Here is a 20,033-nt window from a genome sequence, read left to right as displayed (position 1 = left end):
TTTTATGGCATGATGTACCTATCTGTGATGTTTCGGCAAGGCCGGATCCGGTTCAGCGAGGGTAGTCTCGATTGCGGAGAGATCCCGGTGAGAGTACGACCTGCCGCGTCTTCCGGCAAGAAAGCCGTATCGCGGTGCAAACAGAAACACCAGGGCAAACTGCGCGCCGGTTACCACGGCTATGGCGCCGGCGATGGAGCTGTTGATCCACAGGGCGAGGTAGTAGCCGCCGACGGCTGAGGTGATGCCGAACAGAACGGCCAGAAGCAGCAGCCGGTGCAGACGGTCCGTGAGCAGGTAGGCTGTTGCCGGCGGAACAATCAGCAGGGCAACTACCAGTATGGCGCCGACACTTTCAAACGAGCCGATCGTGGTAAGAGAGACCGTACTCATCAACCCGTAGTGGATCAGTCCGACCGGAAGCCCGAGCGTTGTAGCCAGCTGCGGACTAAAACTGTAGGTTTTTAGCTCTTTGTAAAACAGCGTGATGAACCCGATGTTGATGAGCAGTACCGTGCCGAGAATCCAGACCGGCCTTGGTCCCATGTCCATGCCCCGCCAGTACCAGATATCCCAGGGAACATAGGCGATTTCCCCGTACAGGATGCAGTCCTGGTCCAGATCCACATTCCCGGCAAACAGGGAGATGATGATTACGCCGATGGCAAAGAGCGTGGTAAACACGATACCCATGGATGCGTCATGAAATATCCGGCCCTTTTTGCTGAGCTCTTCGGTAAGATAGACCGTCAGCACGCCGAAGATGCCCGCCCCGATCAGCATGGGTACCGAATTTCGTCCCGCCGTGAGAAGGAACGCGATGGCGATGCCGGGCAGCACGGCGTGGGAGATGGCGTCACCCATCAGGGACATCTTCCGGAGAACAAGAAATGAGCCGGCCAGAGCGCATGAGGCGGCAACAAGAATTCCGGTTATAAGTATCCATCCCGTGGAAGTAATCATGTTATTGTTAACTGTGAGCGGGTGAGAGGTTTGACAGTGATAGTTAGCGTTGGCCTGTTAGCTGTTGTGAGGGGGATGTTCGGATTTTCCGCCACCGGAGGTACCCGGTGGCGGGTCTGTGCCGCCGGAGTCGTTGTCGGAATCGCTGTAGGGTATCCGGCTTTCGTGCGGATCGCGATCGGGCGAGCCGAGTGAAAGCCGCAGCTGGGTTTCGATGTCGGCGGTGATCAGGTGTTCCATCGATTCGGCATCGTCGTGCACATGATCTACCGGAATGTTGAGCTGCTTGTTGAGGTACTGCTCCCAGAGGCGATGGACTCTAACCAGCCGGCGGGCTTCATCGCGCCCGGCGGCAGTAAGCACATACCCGTCAGGCTCTCCGGAATACCGGGATACGAACCCTCTCCGGAGCAGGGAGGAGAGCACGGACCTCAGCTTCCCAACCCTCATATGGCGCTTTTTTCGCAGTTCCCGGAAGGTGCGAACCCGGTCGCGGCGGCCGTCTTCTTCCTCCAGGGAATAGAGGGTCTTGAGCATGTTTTCGCAAGCGATTTTGAAGGAGAATTTCCTGCGCTGGAAATGGCGGGCGATTTCGCCGCGGCCCGGTGCCAGCAAGAAGGAGAGGAAAAAAATCAGGGCGGCGCTGACCACCATCCACGGACCGGTAGGCATGGCCGGGGCAGTATAGCTGATAAACGAACCGGTTATGCCGGAAAAAGCCCCGACAGAGGCGGCGATAACCAGCATCACCCGCAGTGAGTCGGTCCAGTAACGGGCGGCGGCGGCCGGAATAATCAGCATGGCAGCCATCAGCACGACACCCACCGCCTGAATGCCCGCGGTAATGGTCATCACCATGAGCATGGCCAGCAGGAACTCCATACGCTTCACCGGATAGCCGATACTGCGGGCGAACGGCACATCGAAACTGATAAGCTGCAGCTCCTTGTAAGCCAGTACCATAAGCAATAGAATCAGGAGGCTCAGCCCGCCGAAGACCCTGACATCGGTGCCGATCATGGCGGCGGCCTGACCGAACAGGAAATCATCCAGCCCGCTCTGGTCGACAAATCCGGCCGACTGGATGTAGGTCAGCAGCACCACCCCCAGACCGAAAAAGACGGACAGCACCATGCCTATGGAGGCATCCGGAGCGATGCGGCTGTTTCTGGTGATGAAGTCCATGGTCACCATACTCAGCAAGCCGAACAGAAAAGCGCCGATTATCAGCAGGAAGGGGTCTTTCCCGCCGGCAACGATAAACGCCAGGCACACACCCGGTAGTACGGCGTGCGCCACGGCATCGCCCACGAGAGCCCTGCGCCTCAGGATGGCGAAACAGCCCAGGGCGCCGGCCGAAATCCCCAGCAGGATGGTACCGGCAAGCACATACCGGATGTTCGGATCACGCAGGGAGAAAAATTCAAAAAAAAGGTCCATATGTCACTTTCTGGAAATAAACGGCATCCTCCGGGGCGGAACGGCTCCGGAAAATGGCCTGGATCGGCTATGGGTATCGGGGTATCATTTGAGTCGGAAGTCGGTTTCGGGCGTTATCAGGGTCAGTTGTCGGTTTCGCGGATAAAGCGTTGCTGACGGCTGCGTTCCACCATCTGGCTCAGAATGTTCAGCCGGCCGCCATAGGCCTTCTGGAGGTTTTCATCGGTAAATGTGGTCTCCACCGGGCCGAACGCCACCATGCGGAGGTTCAGCAGCATCACCCAGTCAAAGTGATCGGGGATGTTCTGGAGATCATGGTGAACCACCACGACCGTTTTGTTGCGGTCCCGGAGCTCCTTGAGCTTGTCGAATATTACGGTTTCCGTGGCGGCGTCAACACCGGCCATGGGCTCGTCCAGCAGGTAGATATCAGCGTCCTGGGCAAGGGCCCGGGCCAGAAACACCCGCTGCTGCTGCCCGCCGGAAAGCTGGGAAATCTGGCGTTTTGCGTACTCTTCCATACCGACCTGCCGCAGGGCGTCGGCGGCGATCTCACGGTCCTTGCGCCGCGGCCGACGGAACAGGCGCAGGTGCGGGTAGCGCCCCATCAACACCACATCCATCACACTGATGGGAAAGTTCCAGTCAACCGACTCACGCTGGGGCACATAGGCGACATTCCTCCGCTGTTTTTCCAGCGGCTTGCCGTAAATGAGCGTGTAGCCCGAAGAGGAGGGGATCAGCCCCATCGCGGCTTTGATCAGTGTGGATTTTCCGGCGCCGTTCGGACCCACGATCGCTGTCAGTTTCGCTTTCGGAAGTTCGAAATCGATATCCCACAGTACCGGCTTCTGATCGTAGGCGATCGTAAGATCATGGACCTCAACGGGGGGATTGACCGATTGGCCGGAATCCGGCGCGGATGTCTGCATAGCTGTATTCATGCGATTTGAATGATTTCGGATATTTCGGCAATTACCAGGTTGATCTGCCGTATAAATGTTTCGAATATGATCTCCGGAGCTGATCTTTGTCCATTTCCGGTGGGCACTCGTGAGCGTGAACCCTGCAAAACGGTGCATGCCATATAAACTCAGAGAGTTTCCTCTGTATCGGCGTGCTCCATCCCGGGGGTCAACGCTTCCACAATGGTATCGACATTATGCCGGAACATGCCGGCGTAGGTTCCTTCGGGAGTGCCGCGGGCGCCCATGGAGTCGGAAAACAGCGTTCCGCCGATACGCACCTCATATCCCCGCTGCCGGACTCCCGCGATCACCGACTCGATCGAGCGCGTACTAACACTGCTTTCAACAAAAATGGCCGGAACCCGCCGCTCTGTAATGAGGCTGACCATCCGCGTCACATCCTGAACGCCGAATTCGGTGGCGGTGCTCAGCCCCTGCAACCCCCGCACCTCGATGCCGTAGGCGCGGCTGAAATACTGAAAGGCGTCGTGAGCGGTGATCAGGATACGCTGCTGTTCCGGTATGCGCCGGATCTGCTCAAGCGCATACTCGTGCAGTTCCCGCAGCTCCGCGTTATACTCTTGCGCACGGCGCTGGAACGTCCCGGCGTTTTCCGGCTGCAGCTGCGACAGAGCCATAGCAACATCATCAATCACCAGCCTCCAGAGCTCGGCATCAAACCAGACGTGGGGATCGTATGTTCCGCCAAAATCGGACGCTTCAATCAATTTTTCCGAGGGAATCTGTTCGGTGACGGCACGCGCCCGCTCCCCCTGACGGGCCAGGATTTCCGCCAGGCGCCCTTCCAGAAAGTGGCCGTTGTATAAAATCAGGTCGGCCTGCTCCATCCGGCGGAAGTCACGCGGCGTGGCCCGGTAGATGTGCGGGTCCACTCCGGGGCCCATCAGGCTGACGGTCCGTATCTCCTCCCCGCCGACCCGTTCCACAGCATCACGGATCAGGTTCGTGGTTGTTACGACAAAAGGCCGCTCATCCGTTTCCGCTTCCCCGTTATCGCAGGAAGAGAGCAGCAGGGCAATGGGGATGAGAGCCATTACCCAAAGCATCCCTATAACCGGACGCTTCATGTGCCGGGAAGAGCCGTGCCTGAACTGCCCGAATATGTGTCTGTTGCTGGTCATACGTATTCTATCCAAATGAATTTGACAATGGAATGTGGCAGGAAGAACTGGTCGTCCTGCACCTTGATCCGGGTGCCCGTTTTATCATTTTCCGTAACGGTAATCCTCTGGTTGATGGTGAGGTTGAGCCGCGCAAGCATATTCAGGATGTCCCTGTCCTGGGTCATAACCCTTCGAATGATCGCATCAGAGCCGCTTTTTGCGGTAATAACCGGCTTCCAGTCAGGGGACTCCGGTAGCTCAAGGTCCACCGAAGGGATCGGATCACCGTGCGGGTCGTGGGTGGGATGGCCCATCAGTTCGGCAATGGCGGATTCAAACTTTTCGCTGATGACATGCTCCAGCCGCTCCGCTTCATCGTGGATTTCATCCCAGGAGTAGTTGAGGTGATCGGCGAGGTAGAGTTCAAGCAGCCGATGGTGCCTCAGCACTTCCAGGGCGATTTTTTCGCCGATAGCGGTGAGCCGCACCCCTTTGTACGGTTCGTGCTCCACCAGGCCGGCTTCCGCCAACTTTTTAATCATGCCGGTTACCGAGGCCGGACGCACATCCAGCTTCCGGGCCAGATCCTGCATCCCGACTTCCCCGTTGAATTCACGAATTTTGTAGATCTCCTTCAGGTAATCTTCCTGGGCTTCGCTCAACCTTGGCTTTTCCATGTTACGATTTCTTGAACGGCATTTTTACACATTAGAATTTAGTTAAAACTAAATATAATGTCAATAAAGCCGTAGGAGATCGGGGTGTGAATCGGTAAAATAAAAGACCAGTATCTGGAATTTTCACATTGCCAGGGATTCTAAATTTAGCCTTGACTAAATTAAAATTAGCCATTATAATCCATCAGCCTAAAGCTGCTTCGTGGCTTGGTGCATCGTGAAACGGCGGATTCCATCCCTGCAAATGATTCTGAAACTCCCGGTTGACGTTTCGCTGGTAAACGGGATCATACTGCCAATTAACCATTTAGACAGAGCTATGTATCATATGTTTCGTATCGGACTACTTGTTTTACTGCTATTGTTAACTCCCCGGATATCTTATGCCCAGACCATTCACGGACGGGTTGTCGACACGGAGGAGGAGCCGTTGCCGGGTGCTACCGTAATGGTGCTCGAGACGGCTTTGGGCACTTCAACCGCCCCGGACGGGACCTTTCGGCTGGAAGGGCTGGAGGAGGGGACCTGGCACCTGCTCATCCGCTATGTCGGATATGAAAGCAGGCAGATTTCGGTGACCCTTCCGCAGGAAGGTGAACCGACGCTGGAGATCACCCTGTCACCGGCAACCACTCGAACAGCCGAGGTTTTGGTAACGGCATCCCTGTTTCGCCGCATCACCCGCTATCAGCCGTCGCAGAGTTATAGTAGTGCAGATATCCAGCAGCGAAACACCAGTTCACTGGGAGCATTGATCGACGGGGAAGCCGGGGTAGCCATGCGATCGTTCGGAATCGCCCCGGCTCGACCGGTTATTCGAGGCATGGACGGAGAGCGGATCCAGGTGCTTCAGAACGGAATGAAAATGGGGGATATTTCCGCCACGGCGCATGACCATGCGGTTTCCCTGGATCCCCAATCGATAGAACAACTGGATGTGATCCGGGGTCCGGCCAGCCTGATATACGGCTCCAGCGCAATGGGCGGCATTGTCAACGCGCACTCAAACGACATCCCATCGGGATGGACTGCAGGGTCCAGCGGATATGTCGGGAGCGAAGGGCAGTCCGGGATGGCGTCCCTTTCCGGTGCCGGGCGCTACACCTACGGGACCGATTCCTGGGCGGTGTCCGTGCGTGGCAGTACCAGGAATACCGGTGACATGAAAACGCCTTCCGGCACTATTCCAGGTACAGATTTGAGGGCCTTACATTTCGCGACCGGTGCCGCCTACCGTGGTGCCGATACCCATGCAGGAGCGTCCGTGCAGTTCGTCGACCAGAGATACGGAGTGCCCGAAGATCCGTTTGATCCGGATGAAGAGGTGGAGTTGTTTATGCAGCGATATGCGGCACAGGGGACTGTCGCCCGGGTACTGCGTCATGATTTTTGGGAAGGAGCCGAGTTCAGGGCCTCCTACAACCACTATATCCACGAGGAGATTGAGCGGGAATACGATTCCGAAGGGGGATATGACGAAGATCTGGAGCTTTCGGTGGATCAGGATTACGCGCAGGCCGAATTGCTGCTGCAGCATGGCTCCCGCGGCATACTGGACAACGGAACAGTAGGAGCATCACTGGAATACTACCGGATGAAGGTGGGCGGTGATGAAGCGCTGACTCCCGATGCACGGGGAGTGACCGTCGCCGGTTATGTTGTGGAGGAACTTGCGCTCTCTTCAAACTGGCGACTGCAGGCCGGAGTCAGGTTGGAGTGGAACCGCACCGAATCACGACCAAATCCTGATTTTCCAGATGCCGGATCAACTCGTAACCAGGGCATCTGGGCCGGGGCCGTCGGGGTGCATGGCTCCGTTTCGGATCCCTTGCGCGTGGGCTTCCAGCTCTCCCGGGCTCACCGCGCTCCCTCTGTCGAAGAGCTGTTTTCCGACGCGATCCATCTTGGCGCCGGTGCGTATGAGATCGGTGACCCGTCCCTGGACAATGAAATCGGGTATGGAGCCGATTTTTTCATCGATTATGAAACTCCGGCCAGACGGATCCATCTGGCATTGTATGCCAACCGTATCACCAACTACATCACGAGAGTGCCCACTGGTGAAAACGAGCCGGTGCGCGGACTGCCGATACTGCAGTACCGGGGTTCCGATGCGGATATGATCGGCGGTGAGCTTGTGGTGAAGCAGGAGCTGACCCGGCGCTGGAGTCTGACCGGGCAAGGTGACTACATCCGCGCTACAGAAAGAAATGACTCCCGACAACCGCTTCCCTTGATGCCGCCGCTGCGCTTGAAAGGCGCCACCGAATACGACACCGGTTCGTGGTGGGGACGCCTGCAGGTTCAGCACGTGTTCGCACAGAACAGGGTTGCCCCCGCTGAAGAGACGACCGGCGGCTATACCCTCACCGAGATCGCCGGCGGAGTGCGACTGGGAACCCACAATCTGCATCAGTTCACCGTAACGGTTGAAAATCTGTTTGATGTCACCTGGCGTGATCATCTGTCACGGGTCGATCAGCGCGATATCCCCATGATGGGCCGCAATGCCAGGGTATCGTACCGATACTATTTCTGATGGACTGAATTGCCGTTACGTTTGTGTCCGCCTGAAACGCACCCGGAGTCCCGGTTTGTGCCAGAAAGGCCCTGTGTGAATACCGCACGGCGCAATAAATTAGCGTTCCACGAACGTTTGAATAAATTCTGTTGCGCAAGTGGAGTCTTCTGTCTATCATCAGAGTAATCACATTTGGTTCTTCCAGAACGGAAGTGAAAAGGGAATCCCGTTCAAACCGGGAGCTGTACCCGCAACTGTATCATCCGCAACAAGATCGAAACCTGCCATAGCCACTGTTCCGGCATCATCGGGAACGGGAAGGCCGTTCGATCGGGGATGGAGCCAGGAGACCTGCCAGGTGTTGAATGCCGATGCCCTCGGGAATTGGGGCCGACGTATATCCTGCAATTCATGCGCTTATTCCAAGTGATCCGTAGGTACCATCGGAGTGTTGTTGCAACACGCGCCCGCAATGCGTTTTGCGCCGGTCTCCGGAGCATGATGCCGGTACGGCGGTTTGTGCCCTCGGGAACAAATAACGCCAGGGGCTCCAGCACCGGACATGCAACGACGCATGGTCTCGAATTCATGTCTCGTCGGCGTAATGCATGGGGCGTGATCCGAACGTTATGGCTGGCCATGGTGCTGATTGCAGGGATGCCATATGCTGATCTCCTGAGCGGCCCGATTACCATGGCATCGGCACTGCCGGCCGTACCGGAAATGCAGGATGAGGCGGTAGCGCTGGAAAGGCGGGATGAGCAGGCGAAAGGGTATACCGACCTTGCCGATACCCTCTTTTTGGATGAAATCCGAATCCTCGCACCCCGTATTGAGAAACCGGGCCATCATCAGCCGGTTTATATCCAGTCCGTTGACCCGCAACAAATACGCGCGTTTCGTCAGGAGTCTGCGGCCTGGCTGCTTGATAATCACACTTTTGCCATGATTCGCGACTATGGCGCCGGAAATATGGCCATGGTTTCACAACGTGGTTTTTCCCCGGGCCAGACCCGCATCCTGTGGGAGGAGCTGCCACTGAACCATCCGATGCTGGGAGTTTTTGATATGTCGCTGATTCCCGCCGGAATGCTGGACGGGATTTCCGCCTCTTCGGGGAATCCGGCGGCCATGACAGGGTCCGGCGGACTCGGAGGCGCCATCTCGCTACGGTCTTCGCAACCCCAGAATCCCGCGTTCGTGAGCCGGAGCATCGGCAGTTTCGGTCTGCGGCAGACCGGCGCCGGGGCCTTCGTCCGTCATGGAGCATTCCAGGGCTCGGTCAGAGCCTATCACCGAAAAGCGGACTATGATTTCAGCTATTTCGACCCGGTTCGAGGGGTCGAACGAACACGGGTCAACAATGCGGTGGAAGGCTCCTGGCTGACGGCGCAGGCCGGGTATGCACACAACGACTGGCGGTTCCGGTCACTGATCTGGTTGGACGACATCACCAATGACCTCCCCGGCCCGGCAAGCTCGCCCGCACCGGCGCGTCAGGACGATCGCACCATCCGATGGCTTACGCAGGCCGGTTATGCGGGGTTTGAGCGAATTCAGCTTAATCTCACCGGAGGGTTTTACCGGTACGTCCTCGATTACACTGATGCGCGAACCGGTCGCACCGAGTACAGCACCACCCGGCTTTTTATGGCACAGCCGTCCTTGCGGTATGTCTGGAATGCCGCACACGAATCGATGGCTGCCGCTCAATTGGCTCATCAGCAGGTTGAAAGTGACAACTATGCCGGCAGGCAGCGGAAGTCGGAGGTATCGCTGCGCATCCGCCATGACTGGGAAGCTCTCCCCGGATTTCGACTGAATCCTTTTCTGGAGGCCGAACATCACACTACCTTCGGAACGGCGCTCAATCCGGCATTGGGTATTACGTTTCAACCTCTGGATGAAACGCTGACGTTGCGCGCCCTGGCCGGCCGGAACCGAAACACCCCTTCTTACAACGACCTGTTCTGGATTCCGGGAGGAAACCCCGATCTGGAACCCGAAACGGTCCGGTCCCTCGAGGCGGGCCTGTCGTATTACAATAAACGGAACAACCCGAAAGTGTCGGGCGGCAGCACCGCTTCCGGAAATATCACCTCCGGGGCTGTTACTATGGAAAGCATTTCAGCCGGAATCACCGTTTTTCGTCATGACTTTGACAACGGAATTCGCTGGCGGCCCGGAGATGGCGGACGCTTTACCCCTGATAACATCGAAAAGATCCGCTCAACCGGCCTGGAGGGGGAGATTCGTGGTGAAGCAGCCATCCACCCGTTCCGTTTGAATGCGCACTACATGGTAACACGCACCCGCATAGCGATTCAGCAGGAGCGATTTCCCGGAGACGGCAGCGTGGGAAAGCAGATGATCTATGTACCGGAGTGGCAGCACAAAGCGGGAATTCGGGCAGCGTGGCGAGACCGGGTCTGGGTGCAATGGTCGGGCCGGTACACGGGAGCGCGTTACACCACATTTGACCATTCAGCGATCCGGGATCCTCTGGAGGCATTTACAGCCATGGATCTGGATCTGGGCATGCGATGGCCGGCTGCCGTGTGGAGCGGGGAGGTCAGCGCCGGCATTCGCAACCTGACCGACGCCGCATACGAGGTCATCCAGTCTTATCCTTCCGCGCCCAGGCACTATCACCTAACCATAACCCTTTCGCTCAACTGACGGACGAACCGGTCCGGGCCCTGAGCGATTTCAAAATAAGGAGCTTTTCATGAAATCAGGTTTACGAACACTCTTTGCACTTATAGTTTTTTCGATCATCACCGGACTCGCGGGGCATGTCCCGTTGGCCGCCCAACTCTTTACGGAGGCGCCTGAGCAGGTCCGACAGCAATCTGCCGGATATCAGCCATATCAGGTTTTTGTCGTTAACGAAGGTTCCTGGGGAAACAACAACGCCACACTCACCGTGTTCAAACCGGAGACGGGAGAAGTGGAGCAGCAGGTGTTCCATACATATACTCAGCGTTTGCTGGGAGATGTTGCCAATGATGCGCAGTGGATCAACGAGATGCTCTACGTTGTGGTCAACAACAGCCACAAAATTGAAGTGATCGATCCCGTAACCTTCGAGTCCGCCATGACCATTTTCATTGATGATGAAGCACATGGCGGGAGCCCGCGCCACATTTTGCAGGTTTCCGGAGAGAAAGCATACGTAAGCAACCTCTATGGAGACAATCTCTCGGTGATTGACCTTGCCCTTGGCGAGGAAATTGCGGTGATCGATTTGGGGGCAGGATCCGGTCCGGAGGGTATGGTAAAGTCCGGAAACCATGTGTTTGTGGCCCTGAGTGGTATGGGTACCGGAAACGAAGTGGCCGTAGTTGATATCACCGGTGATGAGGTGGTCAAGAGAATCCCGGTTGGCGACAATCCGGGTCAGTTGGCGGTCGGTCCGGCCGGCAGAATATGGTCCGTTGCCGTTGGAAATTACGGCGTTGGCCCGGACGGCAGCTGGGATCCCGAAACGTACGAAACCTTTGGCGAACTGGTGGTGATCGATCCCGATGAACTGGAAGTGGCCGGAAGGATGGAGACGGGCGGACATCCAGGAAAACTGATTTTTCTGGATGCTCAGACGGCATTACTGCAACGTGACGGAATCCGGTCCGTTGACCTTGAGCAGATGAGGCTTCATGACGAACCCTGGCTGGAACGGCAAATGCACTCGTTCTCGGTGGATGTGCAGTCGCAGGACCCGCTGGTTTATGTCACCATTGCCCCGGATTTTGCCTCTGCCGGCAAGGTTGTGCGCTATGATCTTTCAGCTGCCGCAGTGGACAGCTTTCAGGCAGGGATCGGACCCGGCCCGGTCGCGTTTCACTATCATGTACCCACGGATGCCGGATATGTGGCTGAACGGCCTTCCGGCATTCAGCTGGACCAGAACTATCCCAACCCGTTCAACCCGGCAACCCGAATTCGGTTTTCACTTGAAAAAGGGGCTGCGGTAACCCTGGAGGTGTTTGATCTGCAGGGCCGGCGTGTGGAGACCCTGGCATCCGGGTATCACGGCGCGGGCAGCCATACGGTGACGGTTGATGCCTCGGGCTGGTCCAGTGGAGTCTATCTGTACCGCCTGACCAGCGGCAGCCACGCGATTCTGAACAGGAAAATGTTGTTGGTAAAGTGAATTTCTAACAACTCTTTTCTGGGGCGAGAGTATCGTATGTACGGGGGATGGTGCCGGTCAGACTGGGGGAGAGGACGGTCTCCCGGATTGTCCGGTACTTTATGGATCCTTTACATACCCGGGCCGGGCCTGATTTTTTGATTTTTATATTCATCATTGAGAGCACCTTGGTTAAGATGCGTGTACTTCCCGGTGCACGCGATTGAATCCAAACCCGTGAGGGGGACGAGCGACAAGCTCGTTCCCCTTTATTTTTGCCAATCAGCCGCGGTTCAAGCTGCAATCGAAACGAAGCGTTGCCATAAAAACCAGAAAGTGACGTTTACCGCTGCACGTATCATCACAAAAAATGGATTTTGGTGCAAGTATCAATGATCGCCCTGTACCGGTAATTGATCGAGTGATTTAGGTGGCAGCGTACGGGCCAGGTCTCTCATATCACCCGAAGACGGATCCAGCGGTATCAGATAGAACCCATACGAATAGGGGCGGGATGCGGGCAGCCGGTAAGGCTCCATTGCGCGGGCCAGTTCGGTCCATGAGTTAATTCCACCGACACCCTGCTGTTTGTAGTCGATATTAACCGTGAAAAAGTCTCTGACGGGCAGCCGGTTTACATGGGTGGCCTTTTCAAGGTCCTGAAGGCTGTATGGCCAGGCGCTTACGTTCAGCTCCTGCATTCCGGCAGCCAGCAGACCTTGGCCTTCATCGTTGGTGAAACCGGTCCAACGAACATCGGTGCGGTTGGCATTTTCCTGGGGCATCACATAGTGCGTAACCAGTTCCGGAATAGATCCGGTGTACTCCCCGATATTGATGCCCCGGTTGCGATCCTGGTAGTTCTCCTCGGGACCGCGGCCGTACCAGGTCATGGTGTGATAATCGGCCGGAATGCGCAACTCCATGCCGATTCTGGGAATGGCTTCGGGCACGTCACCGAGCGGGTGGATGTGCGCTTCGACCTGCATCACCCCATTCCCCCAGAATGTGTAAAGGGTTTGGAAGGTGGATGAGCCAACGGACAGACGCCCCTCCGCGAGAATCGCTATCGCGGCATCTGTCTGCGAAACAATCTCAACACGATCTACGGATCGCTCTGCAAAGGCGGTTTTCCAGGGATCGAGCACATCGCCCCATCCCGCCATGTCGTTGTCGGTCGGAGCCCTCCAGAAATTGAGCTTTAACGGTCCCACCAGCAACTCCCGGCCATTGTGACGCAGAGAGGTCATTTCTCCGCTCTCCCTGGAAATACGGATGCGGGTATCATCGCTTTGCAATACAAAGCTGTCGCCATCCATTGTTACGGCGGGAGTCGCCATATCACCGGGCTTCTGGCGAAGGGCCGGGGGTGTTGGCCAGGGCAAGGCAAACTGCTCCCAGGCTATCCGGTGACCGGCGTCGGCCCAGGCCTCGTCTGCATTGAGATGCAAACTGACATTCAGCCAGTACTCGCGTCCGGGCCGCAGCTCCGGTTTTTCAAAATCCGGCGTTACGGTTACTCTTTCTCCAGGCTCTATGCCGGAAAGCTCCTTTTGCCCTGACTGAAGCACGATTCCATCCTCCTTCAGTTCCCAATGCAGGTAGAAGCGGTCGAGGGCGATGTGCGAGTAGCGGTTGGTCAGCGAAACAGTGCCGTTCCGGAGGTCGGCGGCAGAAATCGTCACATGCTGGTAAGCGTATTTCACCTGTTTGAGGGCGGGCTGCGGAGTTCGGTCGGGCATCACCAGTCCGTTGATATTGAAATTGCCATCGTTCGGGTAGTCGCCGTAATCGCCGCCGTAGGCCCAGAACATGTTGCCCTGTTCATCCTCTTCATAGAGGCCCTGATCGACCCAGTCCCAGATAAACGTACCGATGTAATTGCGGTGGTTTTCGAGCAGTTCCATGTATTCCATCATGTTACCGGTGGAGTTGCCCATGGAGTGGGCCATTTCGCACAGGATCAGAGCCCGGTTGGAAGGCATGGTGGCCAGAATGTCGCGGACACTGCCCGGCGGCGGGTACATGTAGCTGTCCATGTCGGCGATTTCATTCATATGCTGATAGTGAATCGGGCGGCTCGGATCCATGGAGCGGATCAGTGCAGCCGATTTGGAGAAGTTGTCACCGTGACCGGCTTCGTTGCCAAGTGACCATATCGCCACCGACGGATAGTTCTTGTGGATTTCGACCATGCGCCGCATCCGCTCGAGCGTGGCCATGGTCCACATCGGATCGCTTCCGGGAATGAGATTGCGGCGGAAGGAGATGCCGTGAGTCTCCACGTTGGCTTCATCCATCACATAGAGCCCGTATTTGTCGGCCAATTCGTAGTAATGACGGCTGTGGGGATAGTGGGCCATGCGCACCGCATTCATGTTGCTTTGTTTCATCAGGCGATAGTCTTTCCGGATCCAGTCGGGATCGACGGTATGGGCTTTGTGCGGGTCGTGTTCGTGGAGGTTTGCGCCTTTGAGTCTGACCTCTTCGCCATTCACCAGAAACACCCCGTCCCGGATTTCATAGGTTCGGAATCCGGCTCGGGTTCTCACCGTCTGCAGCAGCTCTCCGTCGCTGTCCCTGAGAGCAAGCACAACGGTATAGAGATAGGGGGTTTCCGCTGACCAGTGCTTCGCGTTTTCGACAGTTGTGCGCATCCGGGCCACAGCCATGGTGCCGGGCGGCATGGGGTCTTCGGTGTATGCTTCGGCCAACGGCCCCTGGCCGACCGGGTTGTTGCGGCCGTCAAACAGATAGACCTCTACGTTGGCGGGATACCGGACCGCGCCGCTGTTATTCCGGACTTTTGTTGTTACTTCCAGGACGCCATGTCGGTAATCGGTATCCAGACCGGCGTTTACAAAGAAATCCTGCAGGTACATCTGCGGGGTGGAGTAGAGGTGAACATCGCGAAAGATGCCGCTCATGCGCCACATGTCCTGATCCTCCAGCCACTTGCCGTCGGTCCAGCGGATTACCTTTGCCGCGATGGAATTTTCTCCCGGCTGCAGGTGCGGGGTAATGTTGAATTCGGCGGGGGTCATGCTTCCCTGGCTGTATCCCACTTTCTCACCGTTAATCCAGAGATAGAAGCCGCTGCGAACACCATCGAAGCGGATGAACACTTCGCGGCCGTCCCAGTCGGCGGGAAGATCAAAACGGTGACGGTAGAGCCCGGTGGGGTTATTCTCAACGGGAACCATGGGGGGGAACAGTCCGCCCATAATGGAATCAATAGGGTAGATGCTGTTGAGGTAGATAGCCTGTCCATATCCTTCAGTCTGCCAGTAAGATGGAACGGCAATACGGTCCCAGTTACTGTCGCTGAAGCCGGGTTCGTGAAAATCGGGAGAAGCGGCAAATGGATTGTCGGCGAGATGGAACTTCCAGTAGCCGTTCAATGAACGGTGATACTTCGAGTTGTAGAAATCCCCGTCGTCGTCCAGTGCCTCCTCGATCGTGCCGTAAGGCATGGCATGGGCGCGGCCGGGTTCCTTGTTGATTCCGAATATTTCGGGATTTTGCCATGCTGGAAGCTGTGACAGATGTACGCGTCCGGGGTGCTTTTCCTGGGCCTGTACAGGTAGTGAAGGCAGCGTCGTTGCCGCAAGCGACAGAAGAAGGATTAAAAACCGCGGTAGAAGATGTGTCATGGGGTGGAGGGTTTGATGTATTCGGTTTTTGCTGCCCGTCCGGCAGGGAAGTTCATAAGTAACAGGGTGGAAGACCCCTGGGTACAACCTGAAAGCGGACAGCGGCTCACATTTGCATACAGGATCCGGCAGACTTCATAATATTTGTTAACGATAACATTTTCATATATGAAATGCTATGGGATGAATTCAGAAGATGGTTCGGGTTTGGCCTGCCAGGAAGGTATCAGTGGAACAGTGCGTTGATACGTTCGTTGTAGGTGCGGATCAGTTCCAGGGTAGACTCGTCCTGTTCATAGATACCGTACCAGCCCTGGTATTCATGGGGCGGATCGCCGGTGAGGGTGCGGCCTGGTTCCCAGTATTCGCCGGGCACTTCCGGATAGCCTTCGCCCGACCAGGTCCAGATATTCAGGCCGGCAAAAGCGGATCGCTCCTGGGCGAGGTGGTGGGTTGCCTCAAAAATCACTTCCAGATACTGGTCGCGGTAGGTTACCGGTGCGGAGGGGTCGTGATCCAGCCCGTCTCTGGAGACTCCGAACTCTTCCAGCACGACCGGTTTTCCGACCTGTTCGGCAATGGCAACATGGTCGGCGATGTATCCCATGGATTTGCCTATGGCGTGCATGAAGGTACCTTCGGGATCACCGGCCGGGTCGTACAGGCTCCAGTTTTCAATCCAGAGATGGATGGTGAGATAGTCCAGGGCATCGCTTTGTGCGAGCTGCTCAAAACGGGTGTCCATATTGTGGCGGCGGAGCAATTTGCCTTCACCACCGAGAGACACCAGCTGGTTGGGAGCATGAGATTTAATCAGGTCGGAGGTGGCCTTCACCCAATCGACATACTCCTCCACATAACCGAATTCACGCGGTTCATTGGCCAGCTGCCACGACATGATGGTCGGGTCATCCGTATAGGCGCGGCCATTCACGGTATTGGTTCGGGTGAGCAGATGGCGAACCTTGTCCTTGAACAGTTCCCGCGCTTCGGGAAGGGCGTAGAAACGGTTGGCGAAGGTCTGGTATTCGTCCCAGGTATATTCCCCCAAAAAGGGAAACTGATAGGGTTCTCCGGTCACCCACGACACATACTGAGCCATGCCGCCCGACCACTGGAAAAAGTTGTTAAGAACCAGCACGGCGCGCATGTCACGTTTGGCCATTTCGTCAAGCAGTACATCCAGACCGCGAATTACATCTTCATTGTAAACGCCCGGCTCCGGTTGGGAGCTCGGTACCACGCGCCAGCCCGCGTCATCCGGACCCTCGCTTGCGGCCAGAACCCGAAGGTTGTCCACTCCGAGTTCCTGAAGATGATCCAGTTCCCGGACCAGACGCTCGTAATCCCCATCCTGCAGGTCGGCCCCGAGGTTCATGCCATACCAGTAATTGAATCCGATAAAATAGTAGGGGTCATCACCAATAAAAAAGTTGCCGTCCCGAACCTCTACGAACGGAGTAGTGCCGGACTGATCCGCACTTTCATCCATATTGCCTGACCCGGACTCGCATGCAAGGGAGGTGAAGGATATGACAAGAAAACAGGCCATCAGTGATAAACGACTGAATCTGCGGGAAAAAACCTTGAGGGACAGGCGGGTAATTTTCATGGATGTGGTGTTTGGTTGCGGTTGGTAGTTCATCCTGAATAAAAGCGCTTTCCAGAGAACCTATCGCTTTTTGAGTATTAAATCAATTTGATTGAATAATAATTTCCCGGGTTGCTTCCGGTTCCTCTGAAAAGAAAAGTCCCTTCACGGTATGCCGGCGGTCTCTTTTGCGAAATACCGAAAAATAATTTTAAAAAAGCGGTTTTAATTTGCATATTTTAAATCAAATTGATTGATTTAATAGGCGGCAGGTAAATTTCAGGGAGGGGTGGGAGGTGTTCCCGATCCGGGACATGATCACACCGCCGGTACAGATATTTTGATGTAATTATTATCTCCATGTCACTTCAGCATAAATTGGCGCGGTTGTCGGACGAACTTTCCGACGAGTTGCAGCAGCATATTCTTCCATTCTGGATGAACAGGATGATCGATGATCATGGTGGAGGTTTTCACGGGGCGCTGGATCATCAGGCTGATCCGGTTGCGTCCGACAAATCCGGTGTTTTGAATACCCGGATTCTGTGGACCTTCTCCGCGGCGTACCGGCTGCTTCGGGATCCTTCCTATCTTGTCCTGGCCCGGCGCGCGTTGCTTACGGTGCGTAACGATTTTTGGGATCCGGTTCATGGAGGTATCTTCTGGTCGGTTGCCGGAGACGGCACCGTTCGGGACAACCGCAAACATATTTATACCCAGGCGTTCGCGATATACGGACTGGCCGAGTATTATCTGGCCTGCCGGGATGATCAGGCTCTTGCCCTGGCCGATTCCCTGTTCGATCTGATCGAAAAGCATGCGTACAGGGATGACGGAACCGGTTACCACGAGGCTTTTTCAAATGACTGGCAGCCGATGGACGATACCCGGCTGGGCTCGAATGACATCCATGCCGCCCGGACATTCAACACCCATCTGCATCTACTGGAGGCATTTACGCATCTGTATCGCGCCCGGCCGGATGATCTCCTGAAAGATCGCCTGGCGGAACTGATTGCTATCCACATCGATTCCATGTATGACGCCGACAGCCGGCACATTCTCTCCTATTTTGATGAGAACCTGAACCCCGTCTCTCCGCGCTACTCCTATGGGCACGATATTGAGGCGGCCTGGCTGTTATACGATGCCGCGGCTGAAATCGGTAACAACGATCAGCTGGAGTCATGCAGCAAGATTCTGTTTGACCTGGCCGACATCACCATAACCGAGGGAAGCGATCCCGCACCGGGTGGAATCTGCGACACGGGTGAAAGGGGAGATGTGGCGGATGCCGGCAAACAGTGGTGGGCACAGGCCGAAGCGCTTACCGGATATCTTTACGCGTATCTGCTGAGCGCAGATGAGAAATATATCTCCGAAGCGGAAAGGGTTTGGGATTTCACAAAGAAACATTTTGTCGACCGCGAAAACGGAGAATGGTATTTCCGTTTGGATGCTGCAGGTAAACCCGATCTCTCAGACCATAAGGCCGGCCCCTGGAAATGCCCCTATCACACATCTCGTACCTGCCTGCTGTATACGGCACTGGCCATGGATACCGCAGGGAATACGCCGTTTACCATCCTCCACTCCAAAAAACATTTGCCCGTGGAACTCCCTTGATACCGGATGTCTGCGCTGTCTTCCCGCAACGCAAATCATCGGAAACAGTCACATAAGAGCAGCTATCTGTCTACATGCGAATCATAGAACCACTGTTTATCACCTTAATTGTGATGCTTTTGGCATCATGCTCTGAACGTGTCGGCACCGGGACCTATACCCTGGTTGACCCGAATGCCAATGAGCAGACTCGCAACCTGTACGCCAACCTTATGGAGATGCGTCATGATCACCTCCTGTTCGGTCATCAGGCTACCCTGGCCTACGGCTATCACTGGCACCACAGTGAGCTTGACTCCGGCGAGGAGCGCTCCGATGTGAAATCGGTGACCGGCTCGTTTCCGGCTATCTACGGATGGGATATCGCCGATTTTTACCGGAGTCATTTCACGGAAGAGGATATTGCAGAACACACGCGGCAATCAATTGCCTGGGTACGCTCCGGCTTTGAACGTGGCGGGGTTATTACCTATGCGTGGCACAAATCCAATCCCGTAACCGGGGGTTCATTTTACGATACCACCCGCGCGGTGTCGGAGATCATCCCTGGTGGTGACCGGCACGATCAGTACCGGGCCGACCTGGACTATATCGCCGCCTTTTTCCGGGAACTGGCTCCCATTCCGATTATTTTTCGGCCGTATCACGAGCATAACGGTGACTGGTTCTGGTGGGGGAAGGGACTTTGTACCGAAGAGGAATTCATCGCCTTGTGGCGGTTCACGGTGGAATATCTCCGGGATGAGCACCAGGTCGACAACCTGCTCTATGCCTTTTCGCCGGACCGCAGCCGGATGGATATCGACCGGTTTCATGAAGACTACATGTACGGATATCCCGGTGACGCGTATGTGGACATCATAGGCATCGACAACTACTGGGATTACGGTCACCCTGCCAACGATACCCCGGAAGAACGGCAGCGCGAGCACCGTATCCGCACCCTCCGGTATACCGTAGAAATCGCCAATGAACGCAACAAGCTGCCCGCGCTTACCGAAACAGGGAAGGAGGCCATCCCGGATCCTTATTGGTGGACCCGCGAGCTGCTCGAGCCGATCCTGACCGACGATCTCACCCGGCAAATCGCCTATGTCCAGGTCTGGAGAAACGCCAACTTCGAGCGGGAAAACCGCGACCACTACTACGCGCCGTTTCCCGGGCAAATCAGCGCCGAGAATTTTGTGGAGTTTCACAGGCACCCGGTTGTACTGTTTGAAAACGATCTCCCGGATATGTATGATTAGGCCGGCGATTTCAGTCAACTCTCAATTGCCTATTGACTATAGTTCTACCGACTTTTTTTAACACACCGACCAGGTATCCATCTCAAAAATT

The 20,033-nt window shown here is 55.9% G+C and carries 12 protein-coding genes and 1 riboswitch; of the genes, 5 read left to right on the top strand and 7 right to left on the bottom strand.

Translation table 11 applies throughout. The annotated features are described in order from the left end of the window. Positions 1-18: 18 nt before the first annotated feature. From QA596_03790 to QA596_03770, 5 genes are all read right to left on the bottom strand, one after another. On the bottom strand, positions 19-963 hold the full coding sequence (locus tag QA596_03790; protein MDG5766577.1) for a metal ABC transporter permease: 945 nt from the start codon (positions 961-963) through the stop codon (positions 19-21). 57 nt (positions 964-1,020) lie between these two features. Beyond that, positions 1,021-2,403 (bottom strand): iron chelate uptake ABC transporter family permease subunit, encoded by a 1,383-nt coding sequence (locus QA596_03785; protein MDG5766576.1) that lies wholly within the window; start codon positions 2,401-2,403, stop codon positions 1,021-1,023. Positions 2,404-2,525: 122 nt separating this feature from the next. Further along, positions 2,526-3,347 (bottom strand): metal ABC transporter ATP-binding protein, encoded by an 822-nt coding sequence (locus tag QA596_03780; GenBank protein ID MDG5766575.1) that lies wholly within the window; start codon positions 3,345-3,347, stop codon positions 2,526-2,528. A 149-nt stretch (positions 3,348-3,496) separates the two neighbouring features. Then, a complete protein-coding gene (locus tag QA596_03775; GenBank protein MDG5766574.1) occupies positions 3,497-4,513 on the bottom strand; it encodes a zinc ABC transporter substrate-binding protein in 1,017 nt (338 codons plus the stop codon). Further along, positions 4,510-5,172: a metal-dependent transcriptional regulator gene (locus QA596_03770; protein MDG5766573.1), complete on the bottom strand. Its 663-nt coding sequence runs from the start codon at positions 5,170-5,172 to the stop codon at positions 4,510-4,512. The genes QA596_03775 and QA596_03770 overlap by 4 nt, the downstream gene beginning before the upstream one ends. A gap of 319 nt (positions 5,173-5,491) precedes the next feature. On the opposite strand from QA596_03770, the gene QA596_03765 reads away from it, so the two are divergent. The 3 genes from QA596_03765 to QA596_03755 all read left to right on the top strand — a co-directional run bounded on the left by QA596_03765 (position 5,492) and on the right by QA596_03755 (position 11,846). Then, complete coding sequence (locus QA596_03765) at positions 5,492-7,711, top strand: TonB-dependent receptor (GenBank protein MDG5766572.1); 2,220 nt, start codon at positions 5,492-5,494, stop codon at positions 7,709-7,711. 158 nt (positions 7,712-7,869) lie between these two features. Continuing rightward, positions 7,870-8,067: riboswitch (cobalamin riboswitch) on the top strand. 214 nt (positions 8,068-8,281) lie between these two features. Then, entirely contained in the window at positions 8,282-10,372 is a 2,091-nt protein-coding gene (locus QA596_03760; GenBank protein ID MDG5766571.1) for a TonB-dependent receptor, read from the top strand. 49 nt (positions 10,373-10,421) lie between these two features. Then, positions 10,422-11,846, top strand: coding sequence for a T9SS type A sorting domain-containing protein (locus QA596_03755; protein ID MDG5766570.1), 1,425 nt, complete (start codon positions 10,422-10,424; stop codon positions 11,844-11,846). A gap of 368 nt (positions 11,847-12,214) precedes the next feature. On the opposite strand, the gene QA596_03750 is transcribed toward QA596_03755, so the two are convergent. Both QA596_03750 and QA596_03745 read right to left on the bottom strand, forming a co-directional pair. Further along, the gene (locus QA596_03750; GenBank protein MDG5766569.1) at positions 12,215-15,478 is read right to left on the bottom strand and encodes a glycoside hydrolase family 2 TIM barrel-domain containing protein; all 3,264 of its coding nucleotides are present in this window, start codon (positions 15,476-15,478) and stop codon (positions 12,215-12,217) included. Positions 15,479-15,704: 226 nt separating this feature from the next. Continuing rightward, complete coding sequence (locus QA596_03745) at positions 15,705-17,090, bottom strand: hypothetical protein (protein ID MDG5766568.1); 1,386 nt, start codon at positions 17,088-17,090, stop codon at positions 15,705-15,707. A 339-nt stretch (positions 17,091-17,429) separates the two neighbouring features. Here QA596_03745 and QA596_03740 point away from each other — a divergent pair, with 339 nt between their 5' ends. Together QA596_03740 and QA596_03735 are read left to right on the top strand one after the other, a co-directional pair. Beyond that, positions 17,430-18,695 carry an AGE family epimerase/isomerase gene (locus QA596_03740; protein ID MDG5766567.1) on the top strand — a complete coding sequence of 422 codons (1,266 nt, stop codon included), beginning with the start codon at positions 17,430-17,432 and terminating at the stop codon, positions 18,693-18,695. Between the two features lie 74 nt (positions 18,696-18,769). Continuing rightward, complete coding sequence (locus QA596_03735) at positions 18,770-19,942, top strand: glycosyl hydrolase (GenBank protein MDG5766566.1); 1,173 nt, start codon at positions 18,770-18,772, stop codon at positions 19,940-19,942. Positions 19,943-20,033: the final 91 nt, after the last annotated feature.

Source organism: Balneolales bacterium ANBcel1 (assembly GCA_029688905.1).
Classification (GTDB): Bacteria; Bacteroidota; Rhodothermia; order Balneolales; family Natronogracilivirgulaceae; genus SLLW01.
The sequence above is the reverse complement of the archived record's forward strand: the minus strand, read 5'-3'. Positions and strand labels throughout refer to the sequence as shown.